Origin of the sequence: Ralstonia sp. 1138 (genome assembly GCF_040544795.1) — a bacterium.
Taxonomy (GTDB): domain Bacteria; phylum Pseudomonadota; class Gammaproteobacteria; order Burkholderiales; family Burkholderiaceae; genus Ralstonia; species Ralstonia flatus.
On the sequence record NZ_JBEPKQ010000001.1, the window covers coordinates 170,620 to 185,786 of the forward strand.

The 15,167-nt window shown below is 63.3% G+C and carries 17 protein-coding genes; 9 read left to right on the forward strand and 8 right to left on the reverse strand.

The window, feature by feature from the left end; genetic code table 11:
* Positions 1-28: 28 nt before the first annotated feature.
* The 4 genes from ABIC76_RS00745 to ABIC76_RS00760 form a co-directional block, all read right to left on the reverse strand.
* Positions 29-679 carry a phosphoribosyltransferase gene (locus ABIC76_RS00745; RefSeq protein ID WP_354532633.1) on the reverse strand — a complete coding sequence of 217 codons (651 nt, stop codon included), beginning with the start codon at positions 677-679 and terminating at the stop codon, positions 29-31.
* 4 nt (positions 680-683) lie between these two features.
* Positions 684-1,367, reverse strand: a complete 684-nt coding sequence (locus ABIC76_RS00750) for a dienelactone hydrolase family protein (protein ID WP_354532634.1) — start codon at positions 1,365-1,367, stop codon at positions 684-686.
* 26 nt (positions 1,368-1,393) lie between these two features.
* Entirely contained in the window at positions 1,394-1,882 is a 489-nt protein-coding gene (locus ABIC76_RS00755; RefSeq protein WP_354532635.1) for a hypothetical protein, read from the reverse strand.
* Between the two features lie 190 nt (positions 1,883-2,072).
* Positions 2,073-3,620, reverse strand: coding sequence for a bifunctional aminoglycoside phosphotransferase/ATP-binding protein (locus tag ABIC76_RS00760; protein ID WP_354532636.1), 1,548 nt, complete (start codon positions 3,618-3,620; stop codon positions 2,073-2,075).
* Between the two features lie 127 nt (positions 3,621-3,747).
* On the opposite strand from ABIC76_RS00760, the gene ABIC76_RS00765 reads away from it, so the two are divergent.
* From ABIC76_RS00765 to ABIC76_RS00775, 3 genes are read left to right on the forward strand one after another with little or no spacing between them, the layout of a single operon-like run.
* Complete coding sequence (locus ABIC76_RS00765) at positions 3,748-4,785, forward strand: zinc-dependent alcohol dehydrogenase family protein (protein WP_354532637.1); 1,038 nt, start codon at positions 3,748-3,750, stop codon at positions 4,783-4,785.
* A 46-nt stretch (positions 4,786-4,831) separates the two neighbouring features.
* Positions 4,832-5,485: a SagB/ThcOx family dehydrogenase gene (locus ABIC76_RS00770; protein WP_354532638.1), complete on the forward strand. Its 654-nt coding sequence runs from the start codon at positions 4,832-4,834 to the stop codon at positions 5,483-5,485.
* A gap of 8 nt (positions 5,486-5,493) precedes the next feature.
* Positions 5,494-6,006 (forward strand): hypothetical protein, encoded by a 513-nt coding sequence (locus ABIC76_RS00775; RefSeq protein WP_354532639.1) that lies wholly within the window; start codon positions 5,494-5,496, stop codon positions 6,004-6,006.
* A 138-nt stretch (positions 6,007-6,144) separates the two neighbouring features.
* Here the strand turns inward: ABIC76_RS00775 and ABIC76_RS00780 are convergent, their stop codons facing one another.
* The 4 genes from ABIC76_RS00780 to ABIC76_RS00795 all read right to left on the reverse strand — a co-directional run bounded on the left by ABIC76_RS00780 (position 6,145) and on the right by ABIC76_RS00795 (position 9,504).
* Positions 6,145-6,462, reverse strand: coding sequence for an HPF/RaiA family ribosome-associated protein (locus ABIC76_RS00780; RefSeq protein ID WP_354532640.1), 318 nt, complete (start codon positions 6,460-6,462; stop codon positions 6,145-6,147).
* Between the two features lie 243 nt (positions 6,463-6,705).
* Positions 6,706-8,640 (reverse strand): ATP-dependent zinc metalloprotease FtsH, encoded by a 1,935-nt coding sequence (ftsH, locus tag ABIC76_RS00785; RefSeq protein WP_354532641.1) that lies wholly within the window; start codon positions 8,638-8,640, stop codon positions 6,706-6,708.
* Positions 8,641-8,770: 130 nt separating this feature from the next.
* Complete coding sequence (locus ABIC76_RS00790) at positions 8,771-8,989, reverse strand: hypothetical protein (protein ID WP_354532642.1); 219 nt, start codon at positions 8,987-8,989, stop codon at positions 8,771-8,773.
* A gap of 14 nt (positions 8,990-9,003) precedes the next feature.
* Positions 9,004-9,504, reverse strand: a complete 501-nt coding sequence (locus ABIC76_RS00795; RefSeq protein WP_354532643.1) for a lecithin retinol acyltransferase family protein — start codon at positions 9,502-9,504, stop codon at positions 9,004-9,006.
* Positions 9,505-9,843: 339 nt separating this feature from the next.
* Between ABIC76_RS00795 and ABIC76_RS00800 the strand changes: the two genes are divergently transcribed.
* Genes ABIC76_RS00800 through ABIC76_RS00825 form a run of 6 tightly spaced genes read left to right on the forward strand, consistent with a single transcriptional unit; the run spans position 9,844 to position 14,990 of the window.
* Complete coding sequence (locus tag ABIC76_RS00800) at positions 9,844-10,266, forward strand: Hsp20/alpha crystallin family protein (RefSeq protein ID WP_102067646.1); 423 nt, start codon at positions 9,844-9,846, stop codon at positions 10,264-10,266.
* A gap of 17 nt (positions 10,267-10,283) precedes the next feature.
* Entirely contained in the window at positions 10,284-11,648 is a 1,365-nt protein-coding gene (locus ABIC76_RS00805) for an MBL fold metallo-hydrolase RNA specificity domain-containing protein (RefSeq protein ID WP_354532644.1), read from the forward strand.
* Positions 11,645-12,586, forward strand: coding sequence for a ribose-phosphate pyrophosphokinase (locus tag ABIC76_RS00810; RefSeq protein WP_354532645.1), 942 nt, complete (start codon positions 11,645-11,647; stop codon positions 12,584-12,586). Before ABIC76_RS00805 ends, ABIC76_RS00810 begins: the two co-directional genes overlap by 4 nt.
* A gap of 29 nt (positions 12,587-12,615) precedes the next feature.
* Positions 12,616-12,894: a DUF1488 family protein gene (locus tag ABIC76_RS00815; protein WP_354532646.1), complete on the forward strand. Its 279-nt coding sequence runs from the start codon at positions 12,616-12,618 to the stop codon at positions 12,892-12,894.
* Between the two features lie 10 nt (positions 12,895-12,904).
* A complete protein-coding gene (locus ABIC76_RS00820) occupies positions 12,905-14,452 on the forward strand; it encodes a thymidine phosphorylase family protein (protein WP_354532647.1) in 1,548 nt (515 codons plus the stop codon).
* Between the two features lie 37 nt (positions 14,453-14,489).
* Positions 14,490-14,990, forward strand: coding sequence for a hypothetical protein (locus tag ABIC76_RS00825; RefSeq protein WP_354532648.1), 501 nt, complete (start codon positions 14,490-14,492; stop codon positions 14,988-14,990).
* The last annotated feature ends 177 nt before the right edge of the window (positions 14,991-15,167 follow it).

Sequence of the window (15,167 nt, forward strand, 5' to 3'; positions counted from 1 at the left end):
CTTGGGCGTGGCGCCCTGCAGCCCAGTGTCAGCCAGCCCGGCGTTCGGTTTGCGGGGCGGTGTTCAGCGCTGCACGAACCTCAGCGTCTTCGACCTGAGGAAAGTCCGCGTAATACATGCCGACCGCGCGGAAACCCTTCGGCGCATAAAGGCAGACGACTTCATCGGCCAGGGGGCGAATGTCTTCCAGGCTGTCCGGCGCCGCCACCGGAACCGCGCAAATGAGGCGTTGCGGATGGCGTGGGCGAATGGCGTGGAGTGCAGCCTTCATGGAAGCCCCGGTCGCCAGTCCGTCGTCCACCACGATCACAACGCGTCCTTCTACGTCATACGGACCGCGGCTGGGGGTATAGAGCGCACGGCGCCGGCGGATGACGTCCATCTGTTCGGCGCTTTCCCGTTCGAGGTAGGTCGTATCTGCCCCAATGCGCGCTGCATACGGCGCGATGTAGGTCCAACCACCTTCTTCCACGGAGCCGACTGCCAGTTCGGGGTTGAACGGCGCGCCCAGCTTACGAACCAGCACCACATCGAGCTGACCGTCGAGCGCGGTGGCGATGAGCGCGCCCATGGGTACCGCGCCCCGCGGAATGGCAAGCACCAGGGGATGCAGGCCCCTGTACTTATCGAGCGCCTGCGCAAGCATGCGCGCTGCATTCAATCGATCCTTGAATCGCACGGCGCTACCTCATGTGTGGCTTGGATTGGGGGGGTACGCCCAGATGGCGCATAAACCATGCGCGCGCCAGCTCGGCAACGTGTTCGAGCGCGCCCGCCTCTTCAAAAAGATGCGTTGCGCGGGGCACCGTCTCCAGCGCCTTCTCGCAATGCATCTGGCTCAGCGCCTGCCGGTTGAGATCGAGCACGTCCAGATCGGCGGCTCCGACGATGAGGAGGGTCGGGCAGGTGAGTTTGCTCAGCGCAGATTGGCCGGCAAGATCGGGGCGACCGCCGCGACTGACGACCGCTTCGATCGGATAAGAGTCGTCCGGCTCGGCTGCCGCCAGGATGGCGGCCGCGGCTCCCGTGCTTGCGCCAAAGTAGCCGAGGCGCAGCCCGCGTTTGCGCGCGATGTCGCCCACCCCGTGTGTGGCCGTATGCAGGCGCCGCGCCAGAAGGCCGATGTCGAATCGGCACGACGCGTGTAACGCCTCGTCTGCGCTCAACAGGTCAAACAGCAGCGTGCCCAGCCCGGCAGCGCGGAGCTGATCGGCAACATATCGGTTGCGCGGACTGAGCCGCGAACTGCCGCTGCCATGCGCAAAGATCACCAGGCCGGTGGCGTTGCTGGGGCAGGTCAGCGTGCCCTCCAGCACGGCTTCGTCCGCCACGATGTCCATGCTGAGAGAAAGCGGCTCGGCGTTCATGGCGAGGGCTTCCTATGGGCCGTCGATCAGGCCGCCTGTTCCGCTTTTGCCTTTGCAGAACGTGCGAGTCCCGTCTTCTTGGCTTCCGAGTCGGGCAGGGCCATGAGGTTGAAGCTGTCAAAGAAGGCCTTCAACGAATCGGACGATGCCGCGAACAACTGAGACGAAGAGGTTTGCCCTTCCGGCTGTTGCATTTGCTGCGTCCACTCTGTCAGCCGACGCAAGTAGGCGGCCTGCAGCTTGTTCGTAAACTCGGCCCACGTCTTCAGCGCCGTCGCACTGTGACTCGATTGCATCTTCATGAAGAGGCTTTGCGCAGACGCCAGCGATGTCCAGTCATGCGTTCCGCTCAGTTCATGTTCGAGTTCACGCACATCCTCGAGCGCAGCCTCGGCCAGCTTCAGCCGGAAATGTGCCAGGTCGATCTGCGATTCGAGCATGAAGCTGGCGGTGCGGCTCATATCGCGCAGGACGGCGCACGCCACATTGCAGGTCATATCAGCAGGTTGTTGCATGACGTTCTCCAGTGGGGTCTTGGCGGACGGGTGAGCAGGACCGCCGAATGAGGAATCCTTCTGCAGCGTAGGCGCTCTGTGGCCGTATGCGTTGATATGGCGCAAATGGGCGGCCGCCGCTGAAACACCTTCGCTGGCACGCTTCGTTTCAAGGCACTTGATTGCCTGAGCCAGCGGCTCCGAAACAGCGTTACTGGCTACCTCGGATGGTCTGCACCACTTTGCAGATGTCGTCGGGGATGACATGTGTGCGCTCCTCCACGTTGAGGGGCTCTTGTGTGGCGATCTGTGTGTCCAGCACGTGCAGGTCTGCCTCGGATGCGTCGCGCCCTTCGCGCATGCGATTGCGGATGCGCGCGCGCAGCGTGTCGAAACCGGCCACGCAGTCGGCGATGGCCACGGCAACGCCCAAGCGCCGGCCCAGCGAAAAAAAGCGTCTGCGCTGCTGCTCCGCCAGGAACGTGGCATCCGCAATCATCGGGAAACCCGCGCATGCACCGAGTTTGCAGATGGCCGCCAGACGCCGATAAGTACGCTCGACCGCACGCGGCAGGTAGCGATCGGCAGCGGCGACATGTCGGCTGCGTTGACGTTCGACGTCGGAGCGCACGCGGATCATCCCTTCTGTTTCGACAAGCTGCGCGGCCCGAGTTGATTTTCCGCTGCCTGAAAGGCCATGCATGAGAAGAATGCAGGCCTCGTTTCGGCTGAGCAGTTGGCGAGACAGATCAAGCATGCGACGTGCCTCGGCCCGGGGCTCGGCGGCCAGATCCGGGGCGCCGTCCAACTGATGAGCGCGTTCGAGCAGTACTCGAGCCCGCACGAGTGCGCGCATCGATGCGTAGAAGGGCAGTACCGCCAACCCGCCATAGTCGCCGCATCGTTCAAGGTAGCGGTTGATGAGTCGATACGCCTGCCCATCCAGACCTGCGGCGAGCAAATCCATGAACAGAAATGCGGTGTCGTACATGGTGTCGACCCACCGCAGCGAAGGGGAGAATTCGAGACAGTCGAACGGCGTCGGCTGCCCGTTGATCAGCACGATGTTGCCCAGGTGCAGATCGCCGTGGCATTCGCGGATGTGCCGGCTACGTCGGCGTGAGGCGAACGTCGCTTCCAGGCGATTTGCCTCTCGGCAAAGCTGCGATATCGCGGCTTTCGCCAGCGCTGGTTCCGTGCTTAAGGCAATAACCCCAGCTGCGCAATCCTCTAGCGTGCGGCGAATGGCTGAGGGCGTTCCATCGTCTGAACCCGCACCGGCGACCGGCGCGGTGGCGTGGAAATCTGCGACCAAGTCGGCGAGCGCATCGACTTCTCCCGGGCGGAGCCGCCCGTCGCGCGCCACCACATTGAGTACGTCTTGCTGGGCGAACCGCCGCATGCAGACGGCGTACTCATCAGGCACCCCTTGTCCGTTGACGTGGATGGCGCCCGTGACCGGATCATGCGAAATCGGTACCACACCCACGTACAGCGACGGGGCGAGGCGACGGTTTAGACGGCACTCTTCCTCGCAATCGATTCGTCGCGCGCTGAGCGTCGAAAAATCGACGAAATCGAGCTTGACCGGCTTGCGCACCTTGTACGCAAACTCCCCGGCCAAAAAGACCCATGACAGATGGGTTTCGATCATCTGCAGATCCGCAGCGGGATGCGGATACGCCGCGGCGTCAAGCATGCGGCTGACAACCGCTTCTTCTGCCTGCGTGCTTGCAAGGATGGTGGCTTGTTCGGCCATACGCGGGTTTCATCTCCGGGCAATGAAGATCAATATCGCGCGGTTGCTGCCATGCGCCCTGACGTAGATCAACGTCCGCGCAGGGCGGTTGCCTAGCATGGAGTCATCGTCTTCCTTGGGGACTCCCATGAAAGCGCTCGTCTACGAAGGGCCCGGCAAGATCACGCTGGCTGACAAGCCAAAACCGGAGTTACAGGCGCCCGGCGACGCAGTGGTGCGCGTTACGCTGACGACCATCTGCGGTACCGATCTGCACATCATCAAGGGCGATGTGCCGACCTGTGAGTCTGGGCGCACCTTGGGCCACGAAGGCGTAGGCGTGGTGGAGTCGGTTGGCGCGGCCGTGACATCGCTCCAGCCGGGTGACCACGTGCTGATCTCGTGCATTTCATCGTGCGGCAAATGTGCAAACTGCCGGCGCGGCATGTACTCGCATTGCGAGACCGGCGGCTGGATCCTGGGGCACCGCATCGACGGCGTGCAGGCCGAGTACGTCCGGATTCCGCATGCGGAGACCAGCCTGTACAAGCTGCCGCCGGGCGTCGATGAAGAGGCGCTTGTCATGCTGTCGGACATCTTCCCGACCGGATTCGAATGCGGCGTGCTGAATGGCCGCGTGCAGCCGGGCAACAGCGTGGCGATTGTGGGCGCAGGCCCCATCGGGCTGGCCTCGTTGCTCACCGCGCAGTTCTACTCGCCGGCGCAGATCATCATGATCGACACGAATGCGGCGCGGCTGGAAGTGGCGAACCAGCTGGGCGCGACGGCCTGCATCGACGTCTCCAGTGAAGACGCCATTGCCGCTGTGAAGCGGTTGACGGACGAGGTGGGTGTCGACTGCGCAATCGAGGCGGTGGGCGTGCCCGCGACGTTCGAACTCTGCCAGCAACTGGTTGCGCCGGGCGGCGTGATTGCGAACATCGGCGTGCATGGCGTGAAGGCTGACCTGCATCTGGAAACGCTGTGGAGCCAGAACATCGCCATCACCACGAGGCTGGTGGATACCGTCAGCACACCGATGCTCCTCAAAACGGTACGGGCGGGGAAGCTACTTCCGGGGCAACTGATTACGCATCGCTTCAAGCTCGATGACATTCTTGCCGCCTACGACACCTTCCGCAACGCCGCGAAGACCCAAGCACTCAAGGTGATCATCGCTGCGTAGGGGCGGCAGATGTTCGATGCATTTTCAGTTTGATGAGGTGGATGCCATGAGCGAAGCGATGCTCCTGTCTTATGACCCGGTGAAGGGTCTGCTGCCACAGCCAACGTCCCACGCAGCGCCGGCAACCATTTCGCTGGCGCCGCCGCTCTTGGATAGCGGCAGCACGTTGGCGGCAGCGCTGAGCAAGCGGCAAAGCGTGCGGGAGTTCGCACCCACGCCGCTGTCGCTGCAGCAATTGAGCGAACTGCTATGGGCAGCGAACGGCATCAACCGGCCGGAAACAGGCGGGCGCACCGCACCTTCTGCGCATGGCCTGAACGAGATCGACCTCTACGTCGCGCTGCCTGAAGGCGTTTACCAATACGAGCCTGTGGCGCATCGCTTGCGGCTCAAGCGCGCCGTGGACGCGCGTAACTTGACGGGCTATCAGGATTTTGTCGGCAGGGCGCCGCTGGATCTGGTGTACGTGGTGAACCATGCGCGTGCGGACCAGATGCCCGAGGCCGTGCGCGGAACCTTTTCGGGCGTAGCGGCCGGTGCGATCTCGCAGAACGTGTCGCTCTACTGTGCCGCGACGAGGCTGGGCTGCGTGGTGCGTGGCTGGCTGAACCAGCGTCTTCTGGCAGAGGCCTTGTCGCTCAATGAAGACGAGGTGCCGGTGCTGGCACAGACGGTCGGCCACCCGACCGCCGAGCAGTGAGGTATGACATGCGCCACGCAAACTGTCTTGTATCAGGCAGCCTTCTCGCCGCGTTGGCGTTGGCGTTGACCGCCAGCACGCACGCTGGTGCAGCCGGGCCGGATGCGGCGGTGGCCCCGGAGGTGCGTTTCCAGAACGAGATCGCCTATGTGTCGGGCGGCGTTGGAAGCGACGAGCGCGCCGCCATGCACGCGATGGCGCGTCGTTTCAACGTGCGATTGAACGTGGTGTCGGCAAGGACCGGCGAAGCGCTGTCGGATGTGGATGTTTCGGTGGCGGATCATCGGGGCAAGCTTCGTTTGCGCGTACGCACCGAGGGGCCTCTGCTGTATATGCGCCTGCCGCACGGGCGCTATCAGATTACCGCTGCGTATCGCGGTGCGATGCAGACCCAGACCGTTCGCGCAGGCGCGTCACCGGTCGATACGGTCGTGCGGTTGCGTACCGAACCCGGCGCGGAAGAATGGCTGCTGTGCCAGCGCGATTGTCCACGCGCTGGCACACGTTCGACGCCGCGATGAGGCTGTCATGACAACACAACGCATCGACTCCAAGGCTGGCAGAACGGCCTATGCGAAGGCGCCAACGTTACGGCGCCAGCGCGGACGTCAATGCCGGCACGCACACGCGATGGCGCATGTGTGCAAGTCCACGACGTCTCAAGACTCAGACGAGCTTTTGCCCTTGGCTTCCGCAAGCATGCGTTCTACATGCGTGAACGCTTCGTGAAGCGCGACGTATGGGTCCTCGTGCGAGGTACTGCTCGAGACATGTGTCTGATGTGGCGTGAACACGTGGACGTGGACGTCGAAAGGTTTCCCCTGGCGCTGATGCTTGGCACCCACGGCCAGGCTGACGCGGCAGCGCAGCAGATCGCCGCGAATACGCTTCAAGCGGTCTGCACGGTGAACAACCGCCTCTTCGACCGCCCTGGAGTGGGGAATACCCTGGAACGAGATATCGATTGGCACGCTCATGATTAGGCCCCGTTGGTCTGAATGATGGTGTTGGCGTTGATGCGTTCATTCTTGACCGCACGATTCCCGGCACCTTGACCCGGATCAAACCGATGGGCGTGGCCATCGACATGTTGTGTTGCTGATACAGCTGACTTGAGGCGGAGCCGATCACCCGAGAAAGGCGTCCTTCGAGTGCAGTTGGCAGATCTGAGTTCGGGCGACGCTCGCGGATTGCGTCGCGTGTGTCATTGACCCAGGCAGCTAATGCGCGTCTTGCGCGCGCGGCGTCGCCGAAGCGCTGGCGGCGCCCACGTCCGGCTTCGGAGGCGGCATTGGCGTTACGTTTCCGGACAGGACACTGTCGAGGTCGTGGCGGTCAACCACCTCTTTTTCCAGCAGCATGCGCGACAGCGCTTCCAATTTGGAGCGCTGGCCTTGCAGCGTGGCCGTCACGCGCGCGCTGGCATCGGACAACACCTTGCGGACTTCCGCATCGATCAACTGCGCTGTGTCTTCGCTATATTCCTTGCGCTCGCGCTGCATCAAGCCCGTTCCAGCCAGGAGCGGGTTGGGCGTCTGCTCATAAGTCGCCAGACCGAGCCGCTCGCTCATCCCAAACTGGGTCACCATCTGCCGCGCCATGTCGGTTGCGCGTTGCAAGTCGTTTTGCGCTCCGGTCGATACGTCGTGATAGACGATCTGCTCGGCAACGTAGCCGCCCAGCAGTACGTCAAGGCGGTCGAGCAACTCACTTCGTTTTAGGAGATAGCGGTCCTCGGTCGGGGTCTGCTGTGTATAGCCCAAGGCGGCTATACCTCGTGGAATGATCGATACCTTCGAAACACGGTCGGCCAGCGGTCGATGCTCGGCCACGATGGCATGCCCGGCTTCGTGGTAGGCGATCGTCTCTTTTTCCGTGGCGTTCATCACGCGGTTCTTCTTCTCCAGGCCGCCCACGATGCGGTCCAGCGCCTGGTCAAAGTCAACGGTCTCCACGGCAGCTTTACCTTCGCGCGCCGCAAGAAGCGCTGCCTCATTGATGAGGTTGGCCAAGTCGGCCCCCGCAAAGCCCGGCGTCCGGGCGGCGATTTTGCCCAGGTCCACATCGGCCCCCAGCGTGACGTTTTTGGCGTGGACCTTCAGGATCTGCTCGCGCCCTTTGAGGTCCGGGCGATCCAGGGCGATATGGCGGTCAAACCGGCCAGGACGAAGCAGGGCAGGGTCGAGTATTTCGGGCCGGTTCGTGGCGGCCATGATGATGACGCCCTTGTTGCTGTCAAAGCCGTCCATCTCGACCAGAAGCTGGTTCAGCGTCTGCTCGCGTTCCTCATTGCCGCCAACGACGTTGAACGCGCGCGTCTTGCCCAGGGCGTCAAGCTCGTCGATGAAGATGATGCAGGGCGCCATGGCTTCGGCCTGACTGAACAGATCGCGCACCCGCGCCGCGCCAACGCCGACGAACATCTCGACAAATTCCGACCCGCTCATGCTGAAGAAGGGCACAGCCGCTTCACCGGCAACTGCCTTGGCAAGGAGGGTCTTGCCGGTGCCGGGCGCGCCCACAAGCAACACGCCTTTGGGAATCTTGCCACCCAGGAGCTGATACCGCAGCGGTTCCTTCAGAAAACTCACGATTTCCGACAGCTCGTCTTTGGCTTCGTCGATGCCGGCAACGTCGGCAAAGGTCACGCCCGTTTCCTTTTGCATGTAGACCTTCGCCTTGCTCTTGCCGATTTCCATCAGGCCACCGGCTGCAGCTCCGCCCATGCGCCGGATCAGGAAATTCCAAACAGCAAAGAACAGGAGCGCAGGCACAACCCACGAGAGCAGCGTGCTCAGCCATTTGTTGTCAGGCCGACCAACGAATCGCACCTTGGCTGCCTCCAGCTCCTGAACAAGGGCCGGGTCATTCACACGAAGCGTCTGGAACGGATGGTCGCCCTTGCCCGTGCGGCGGATGAGATCGATCTGCTGCTGCGTCAGCAACGCCTCGACACCCTCCGTCGAAAAGGTTCCGGTGATGTCCTGCTCGCCAATGGCGACGTCCTTGATCTTGCCGGCGTGCAGCAGGGCCTTGAAGTCGCTGTAGGGGAGGGTGTCCGTCTGCTCGGACATGAACAGCGCCTGGAACGCCAGCATGCTCAACGCGACGATGACGGCGTACCAGAGTGAAAATCTCTGCTGCTGCGGCTTCATGCTCTCTTTCACGATTTCACCTTCGCATGGTCGTGCGTCATCTGGCGTCCTGATCGAACCTTGATGTTCGTGCCTGGGCCGGAAAGACGGTTGATGCGGATCAACCCCTGCGCAGGGCGTCGTTGCACGCTCAGCGGCGTGCCTGCGATGGCGGAAACAGCCTCCAGCACCCCGCGCGGTGACGGAAGAAGATGATGACAAGCGGGCGGGCCGATGTTGTCAGCTCGGCCTGTACGCAGCCGCAGTCGACGCCGGGGCAATGCAGGCGCGAGATGCGCAGATTCGGTGCGTCGCGCAGGCCAAACCACTTGGTCACCAGCTCGCGCAACGTGGTTTCGTATTGGGGCATGGTGCGATTCGCCGTCATGCGGCCTGGGTCGGCTGCTGGGCAGTGCGCCATTCGGCGGACAGCGCCAGCAGCATCAGCTTGAACAGCATGCGCGCAGCCCGGACGGGGCTTTTCAGGCAGGCCTGCACCTGTGCGCTGCGGCACTCGCCGAACAGGCACCACGAACAGAAGTGCTCGCAGTTGTTGGTGAGCAGCCGGTAGTTGCGCTCCCCAAGGCGCGACCCGGCACGGCGAGCGACCTCTTCACCGTCGTAGCAGGGGCTGGCGTCGCACTGGATGGTTACCGCAAAGCCGCATGCAAAGCAGCCAATGGAGATGCGCTCCACCGGGCCACGGCGCTGACGTCGAGAGAAGCCGGCGTAGTGAATGACCTGCCCATTGCCGACATAGATGCCGTGGTGTCGGTATCCATCGCGGCCCGCTACAAGGTGCGCGCCTACCGGAAGCACAGTATCGAAAGCGGCGAGATCGTGCGGCTCATCCCACTGGGCGATGCATTCGATGTTTTGGCTCATGATGCGCTCCGTCGTCTTGGCTGGGCGTTGTCGTGTTTCGGGGGCGATTCGACAAGGCGCCGCGTTGCTCGTTGGCGTGTCACTAGTATTGGAGCGACACTCGGCGGCGTCATGCAGGCTGCGCTGAGAATGCTGTCGGAGCGGCGGGTTCCCATGTCAGGAAAGCCTGACACCGGGGGCGGCACCTCGGAAGCGATGTGCTTGATACGAGCCGCGCGACGCCCAGTCCGACGCCTGCCGTGCGCCCCCGTTGATCTGCCGCAAGGCGCGCCGGCACCGCCGTGCCACGATGAATGTGCTCACCCGGAGATTCCGGGGACCACTCACTAGGAGGCAGTCATGAGTCAACTCAAGCGTTATGACCCGTTCGCCATTGAGCCGGTCGGCGACATCTTCCAAGGGCTTCTGCGCTCGTTTCGCGGCGGGATGGAGGGGGCGTTGCCGTTCAAGGTGGACGTGACGGAATCGGACAAGGCATACAACGTGGTCGCGGAAATCCCGGGCGCGAAGAAGGAAGACATTGATGTGACGGTCGATCGCGGCACGGTCATGATTTCGGCCAAGGTGGAACGCAACTCCGAAGAGAAGGAGGGCGAACGCGTCATCCGCAGCGAGCGCTATAGCGGCGCCATGCAACGCATGTTCACGCTCGATGCGGCCGTCGACGAAAGTAAGGTCGATGCGACATACGAGAACGGACTGCTGCGCGTGACGCTGCCCAAGAAGGAAGCGTCACCGCAACAGCGCGTGACCATTCGCTGAGTGTCAGGGGCGACGGCATGCGGCTGCAATTTCTCGGCGCGACCGACACGGTGACGGGCTCCAAGTACGTGCTTGAGACCGGCGGGCGCCGGGTCATGGTCGACTGCGGGCTCTTCCAGGGCTACAAGTCGCTGCGTCTGCGCAACTGGGACAAGCTCGCCGTCAACCCGCACCACATCGACGCGGTTGTACTGACGCATGCCCATATCGACCACAGCGGCTACCTGCCGCTGCTCGTGCGCAATGGCTTTCATGGCCCGGTCTATTGCACGAAGGGCACCGCCGAACTGTGCAACATCCTGCTACCTGACAGCGCCCGGCTTGCACAGGAGGATGCGCAGTATGCCAATGCCGAAGGGTTCTCCCGTCATCACCCGGCCTTGCCGCTCTACGACGAAAAGGACGCCGCCCGGGCATTGCGGCGTCTGCACCCCGTTGACTATGGCGAACGCTTTCCCGTTGCGGAGGGCGTGGAAGCGGAGTTCCACCGTGCAGGGCACATCATCGGTGCGGCCACGGCGACGTTGTTCGCAGAGGGCCGTCGCGTCGTCTTTTCCGGCGACCTCGGGCGACAGATCGATCCTGTCATGCGGCCGCCCGAGCCCATTGCCGAGGCGGACACCTTGCTGGTCGAATCCACCTATGGCGATCGCGTGCATCCGGAAGGCGACCCGCTTGATGCGCTCCAGCAGGTTGTGCAGCGGACCATCGGGCAGGGCGGCACGCTGCTGATCCCAGCCTTTGCGGTGGGGCGTACGCAAGCGTTGCTCTATTGCCTCTACGTCCTGATCCGCGAGCGCCGGATTCCGCATGTGCCGATCTACCTCGACAGCCCGATGGCCGAGCTTGCGACCGAGGTATTTGCGCGCCATGTCGACGACCTGCATATCGGTGCCTCCGACTGCCAGGCGGCCTGCGCATTGGCCGTCCCGGTGCAGAGCCCTGAACAGTCGAGGCATCTGGGCAGCGATCGCGCGCCCAAGATCATTCTTGCCGCAAGCGGCATGGCTACGGGCGGGCGGGTGCTGCATCACCTGAAGAGCTTTGGCGGCGGAAAGCGCAACGCCATCCTCATGTCCGGCTTCCAGGCGGCGGGCACGCGGGGCGCAGCGCTGCTGGCCGGTCAACGGGCGTTGCGCGTGCACGGACGCGAGGTTGCCATCCGGGCCTCGGTGGAGCAGATCCAGAACCTGTCCGCCCATGCGGATGCCAATGAACTGATGGCCTGGCTGCGCGGCTTTACGCGGCCGCCACAGCAAACCTTCATCGTGCATGGCGAACCAGCCGCCAGTGACGCCTTGCGCCAGCGCATCGAGCATGAACTGCAGTGGCCAGTCCGCATGCCGGAGTATCGCCAGTCTTACGATCTGGAGGGCACATGACTGCCCCGGCCGTTGGTCTGGACCCGCAGCGTGTGTTGATTGCCATGCCGGGCTGCGAGGCCGCAGCCACGCGGCTTGCCATTCCGCTGAGCGCGGAATTGGGCCATGCCGCCGTGAGCCATTTTCCGGACGGCGAGTCCTACGTGCGGCTTTACACACCCGTGGGCGGCGCAGAAGTCGCCATTGTCTGCACGCTCGATCATCCCGACGAAAAGCTGTTGCCACTGCTCTGGCTGGCGATTGCGGCACGCCAGGGTGGGGCGCGTCGCGTTGGGCTGATTGCGCCGTATCTGCCATACATGCGGCAGGACGTCATCTTCAATGTGGGAGAGATTCGCGCTGCCGGGCACTTTGCGGCCTTGCTCAATCCCGCGTTCGACTGGCTCGTCACGGTGGATCCGCATCTGCATCGCATCGCGCATCTGTCGGATGTCTATCGCATGCCGACGGTCGCCGTGGAAGCGGCGCCAGCCATTGCCGCATGGATCCAGACCCATGTACAGGCGCCGTTCCTGATCGGGCCCGACGATGAAAGCCGCCAGTGGGTCGAGCATGTAGCCGGTATCTGCAACGCCCCATGGGCAGCGTTGGCCAAGACGCGGCACAGTGCGTGGCACGTGGAGATTGCGGAACTGCCAACCATTCCGCCGGGGTGTGTACCGGTCCTCGTCGACGACATCATCTCGACCGGCCGCACGATGCTCGCCGCGGCAGCGTTGTTGCAGCGTGCCGGTCAGCCTCAGCCAATCTGCGTTGGCGTGCACGCCGTGTTTGCCGCCGACGCGTACAGCCGCCTGTGCGCTGGCAGCGCAGATGTCGTCACGTGCGACACCATCCCGCATCCCTCGAACCAGATCGCACTGACAGAGCCGCTGGTCGACGCCGTTTCACGCATGTTTGAGTTACCGCTGCCTTCGAGCAAGCCGATGCTTGTTTGACCAGGGCGCATTCGTATTTGGAGGCCATCATGAAACAGATCCGATTCCTGCCTGACGAGCCCACCTACTGTGCAACGGGGCCGCGTCTGCAATGCCGCGCGTCGGTCGATGGCAACTCCGCCAGCTACGCGATCACGGCCGAGGCGCTCGAAGATCATTTCGGTGCGCGCTCCTGCCGCTCGGACGATCTGCTCAGCGCATTCCAGGTACACCGCGGTGACATTGAAGAAGTCGCACGCATGCTGTTCGAACAAACGGGGTCGAAAGAGATCACGCTCCACAGCGGGCACTTCCGCTTTGCCGGCTGACGTACCTGCCATGAGCACCGTTTCTGTGCCGTCTCTGGACGCACCTCTCGCGCCGCAGGGGTGTCTGCGGTTCAAGGCGCTTGGCATTGATACGTGGCAGGAGCACGTCATCTACATGCATCCGGACAGTGCTGTTTGCCGGTCAGAGGGTTTTGCCGCGCAGGCCCGCGTGGAAGTGCAGATCGGGCAGCGATCGGCAATCGCAACGCTGAATCTGGTGGGATCAGGGCTGCTGGAAAAGCACGAGGTAAGCCTGTCTGCCAGCGCGGTGGAGGCGTTGATGGCGCGGCCCGGGGATGAGGTCTGTGTCAGGCACGCGCCGTCGCTTGAATCGCTGCGGGCCTTGCGGGCGAAGATCTACGGCGCGCATCTGGATGCCAAGCAATTGCAGGACATCGTGGCGGACATTTCGCACGAGCGTTATGCCGATGTCCATATCGCCGCCTTCCTGAGCGCCTGCGCGTCGGGGCGCATGACGATCAAGGAGACCATCGACCTCACACAGGCCATGGTCGACTCGGGCGAGCGCCTGCAGTGGGATCGCGCCGTCGTGGCAGACAAGCACTGCGTGGGCGGATTGCCCGGCAACCGCACCAGCCCCATCGTGGTGGCCATCTGCGCGGCGGCGGGGCTGCTGCTGCCCAAAACGTCATCACGCGCCATCACCTCGCCGGCAGGCACCGCAGACATGATGGAAACGCTCACCCGCGTCAACCTGAGTGCCGCAGAGCTGCGAAGCGTCGTGGGGCAGGTCGGCGCATCGCTCGCGTGGGGCGGCGCGTTGAGCCTCAGCCCCGCGGACGACGTCTTGATTCGCGTGGAAAGGGCGCTCGATGTCGACAGCGATGCACAGCTTGTGGCGTCCATTCTCTCCAAGAAGATCGCGGCCGGGTCCACCCATGTGTTGATCGACGTGCCCGTCGGCCCAACGGCCAAAGTCCGCAGTGTCGAAGACCTCGAACGCCTGGAAATGTTGCTCAAGCGCGTGGCCCAGGCGTTTGGCGTGCAGGTGTTGATGGTGCGCACGGATGGCGCTCAACCGGTTGGCCGCGGAATCGGCCCTGCGTTGGAAGCAAGAGACGTCCTCGCGGTGCTGCAGCGCTCTCCGACTGCGCCATTCGACTTGCGGGAACGGTCTTTATTGCTTGCCGGCGCGTTGCTGGAATTCTGCGGCGCAGCCGTTGCCGGAACGGGGCTCGACATGGCAACCGGCCTGCTCGACAGCGGCGCTGCATGGCGCAAGTTCGAGGCGATCTGCGAGGCGCAGGGCGGCTTGCGCATCCCCGGAGAAGCCGTGTTCCGCCGCGACGTGGTTGCCGATCAAAATGGCATCGTCACCAACATCGACAACCGCCACCTGGCCCGCATCGCAAAGCTTGCGGGCGCACCGATGCGTCAAGTCGCGGGCGTGCAGATGCATGTGCGGCTGCGGGATCAGGTGAGTGTGGGGCAGCCGCTATTCACGATTCATGCGCAGGCCTCGGGCGAGCTGGAGTATTCGTCGGCATATGCCTTGGCGCATGCTGCGGTGGATTTGTCTCCGGTGGGAATCAGTTGATCTTGATTGCATATCGTTGGTGGTGCGGCATCGTCAAATGGAAGGCACATTGCGTTACAATCCGCGCATGCCACGTGCGACTGCAAGCCTCTCGCTTCGGGCAATGCTGTTGTTGACCATCGTGTTGATGCAGCTGCTCAGCCCGCTTCTGCACGGCCATCTCGGAACACCGAAACAATTTGGCCTGCACGTGCACACCGCACTTCCTGCTGCGGTTGATTCTCATTTCTCGTCCATCTCGTTTGCCCATCGGCCTTCCGCTGAAACGTCGGCTACGACCGATCTCCATGACTGGGCATTGACGAGTCAGGAACCGTTCGAAGTGGATGTCGAGCCCGCCATGGGCCCGGCGGACCTTGCTGCGTTTCTTTGGGCAGCGGCGGCCGCTGGCGTTTCTGCGCTGACGTTCCTCCTCCTTGCGGCGCTTGCTCGCGCCGCTGCATTGCGTCCCGCCTATCGGCCAACGCCCGTTCGAGCGCGCTGGCGGGATCGCATCAACCGGCCACCTCCGTCCCAAGCACCTCCGCTGCAGTCCTGATCCGTACCCGGTTGACGGCCGGCGTGCGCGTGGCTCCGCAGCTTGTTGACTTGCAACAAGCCCTACGTGTCTGCATTGGCGATGATGAATGTGTCAAAAGCGCTGTCTTTTGCCGCATTGCGCCCGCCTAACGCTACGCGGCGATAGCCACACCGCTTTCCACTGGCCATCCACCGC

Excerpts from the sequence above, each read along its gene's own strand:
- ABIC76_RS00750 (WP_354532634.1), bottom strand. The coding sequence starts at position 1,367 with ATGAACGCCGAGCCGCTTTCTCTCAGCATGGACATCGTGGCGGACGAA.
- ABIC76_RS00755 (WP_354532635.1), bottom strand. The coding sequence starts at position 1,882 with ATGCAACAACCTGCTGATATGACCTGCAATGTGGCGTGCGCCGTCCTG.
- ABIC76_RS00760 (WP_354532636.1), bottom strand. The coding sequence starts at position 3,620 with ATGGCCGAACAAGCCACCATCCTTGCAAGCACGCAGGCAGAAGAAGCG.
- ABIC76_RS00765 (WP_354532637.1), top strand. The coding sequence starts at position 3,748 with ATGAAAGCGCTCGTCTACGAAGGGCCCGGCAAGATCACGCTGGCTGAC.
- ABIC76_RS00770 (WP_354532638.1), top strand. The coding sequence starts at position 4,832 with ATGAGCGAAGCGATGCTCCTGTCTTATGACCCGGTGAAGGGTCTGCTG.
- ABIC76_RS00775 (WP_354532639.1), top strand. The coding sequence starts at position 5,494 with ATGCGCCACGCAAACTGTCTTGTATCAGGCAGCCTTCTCGCCGCGTTG.
- ABIC76_RS00780 (WP_354532640.1), bottom strand. The coding sequence starts at position 6,462 with ATGAGCGTGCCAATCGATATCTCGTTCCAGGGTATTCCCCACTCCAGG.
- ftsH (WP_354532641.1), bottom strand. The coding sequence starts at position 8,640 with ATGAAGCCGCAGCAGCAGAGATTTTCACTCTGGTACGCCGTCATCGTC.
- ABIC76_RS00790 (WP_354532642.1), bottom strand. The coding sequence starts at position 8,989 with ATGCCCCAATACGAAACCACGTTGCGCGAGCTGGTGACCAAGTGGTTT.
- ABIC76_RS00795 (WP_354532643.1), bottom strand. The coding sequence starts at position 9,504 with ATGAGCCAAAACATCGAATGCATCGCCCAGTGGGATGAGCCGCACGAT.
- ABIC76_RS00800 (WP_102067646.1), top strand. The coding sequence starts at position 9,844 with ATGAGTCAACTCAAGCGTTATGACCCGTTCGCCATTGAGCCGGTCGGC.
- ABIC76_RS00805 (WP_354532644.1), top strand. The coding sequence starts at position 10,284 with ATGCGGCTGCAATTTCTCGGCGCGACCGACACGGTGACGGGCTCCAAG.
- ABIC76_RS00810 (WP_354532645.1), top strand. The coding sequence starts at position 11,645 with ATGACTGCCCCGGCCGTTGGTCTGGACCCGCAGCGTGTGTTGATTGCC.
- ABIC76_RS00815 (WP_354532646.1), top strand. The coding sequence starts at position 12,616 with ATGAAACAGATCCGATTCCTGCCTGACGAGCCCACCTACTGTGCAACG.
- ABIC76_RS00820 (WP_354532647.1), top strand. The coding sequence starts at position 12,905 with ATGAGCACCGTTTCTGTGCCGTCTCTGGACGCACCTCTCGCGCCGCAG.
- ABIC76_RS00825 (WP_354532648.1), top strand. The coding sequence starts at position 14,490 with ATGGAAGGCACATTGCGTTACAATCCGCGCATGCCACGTGCGACTGCA.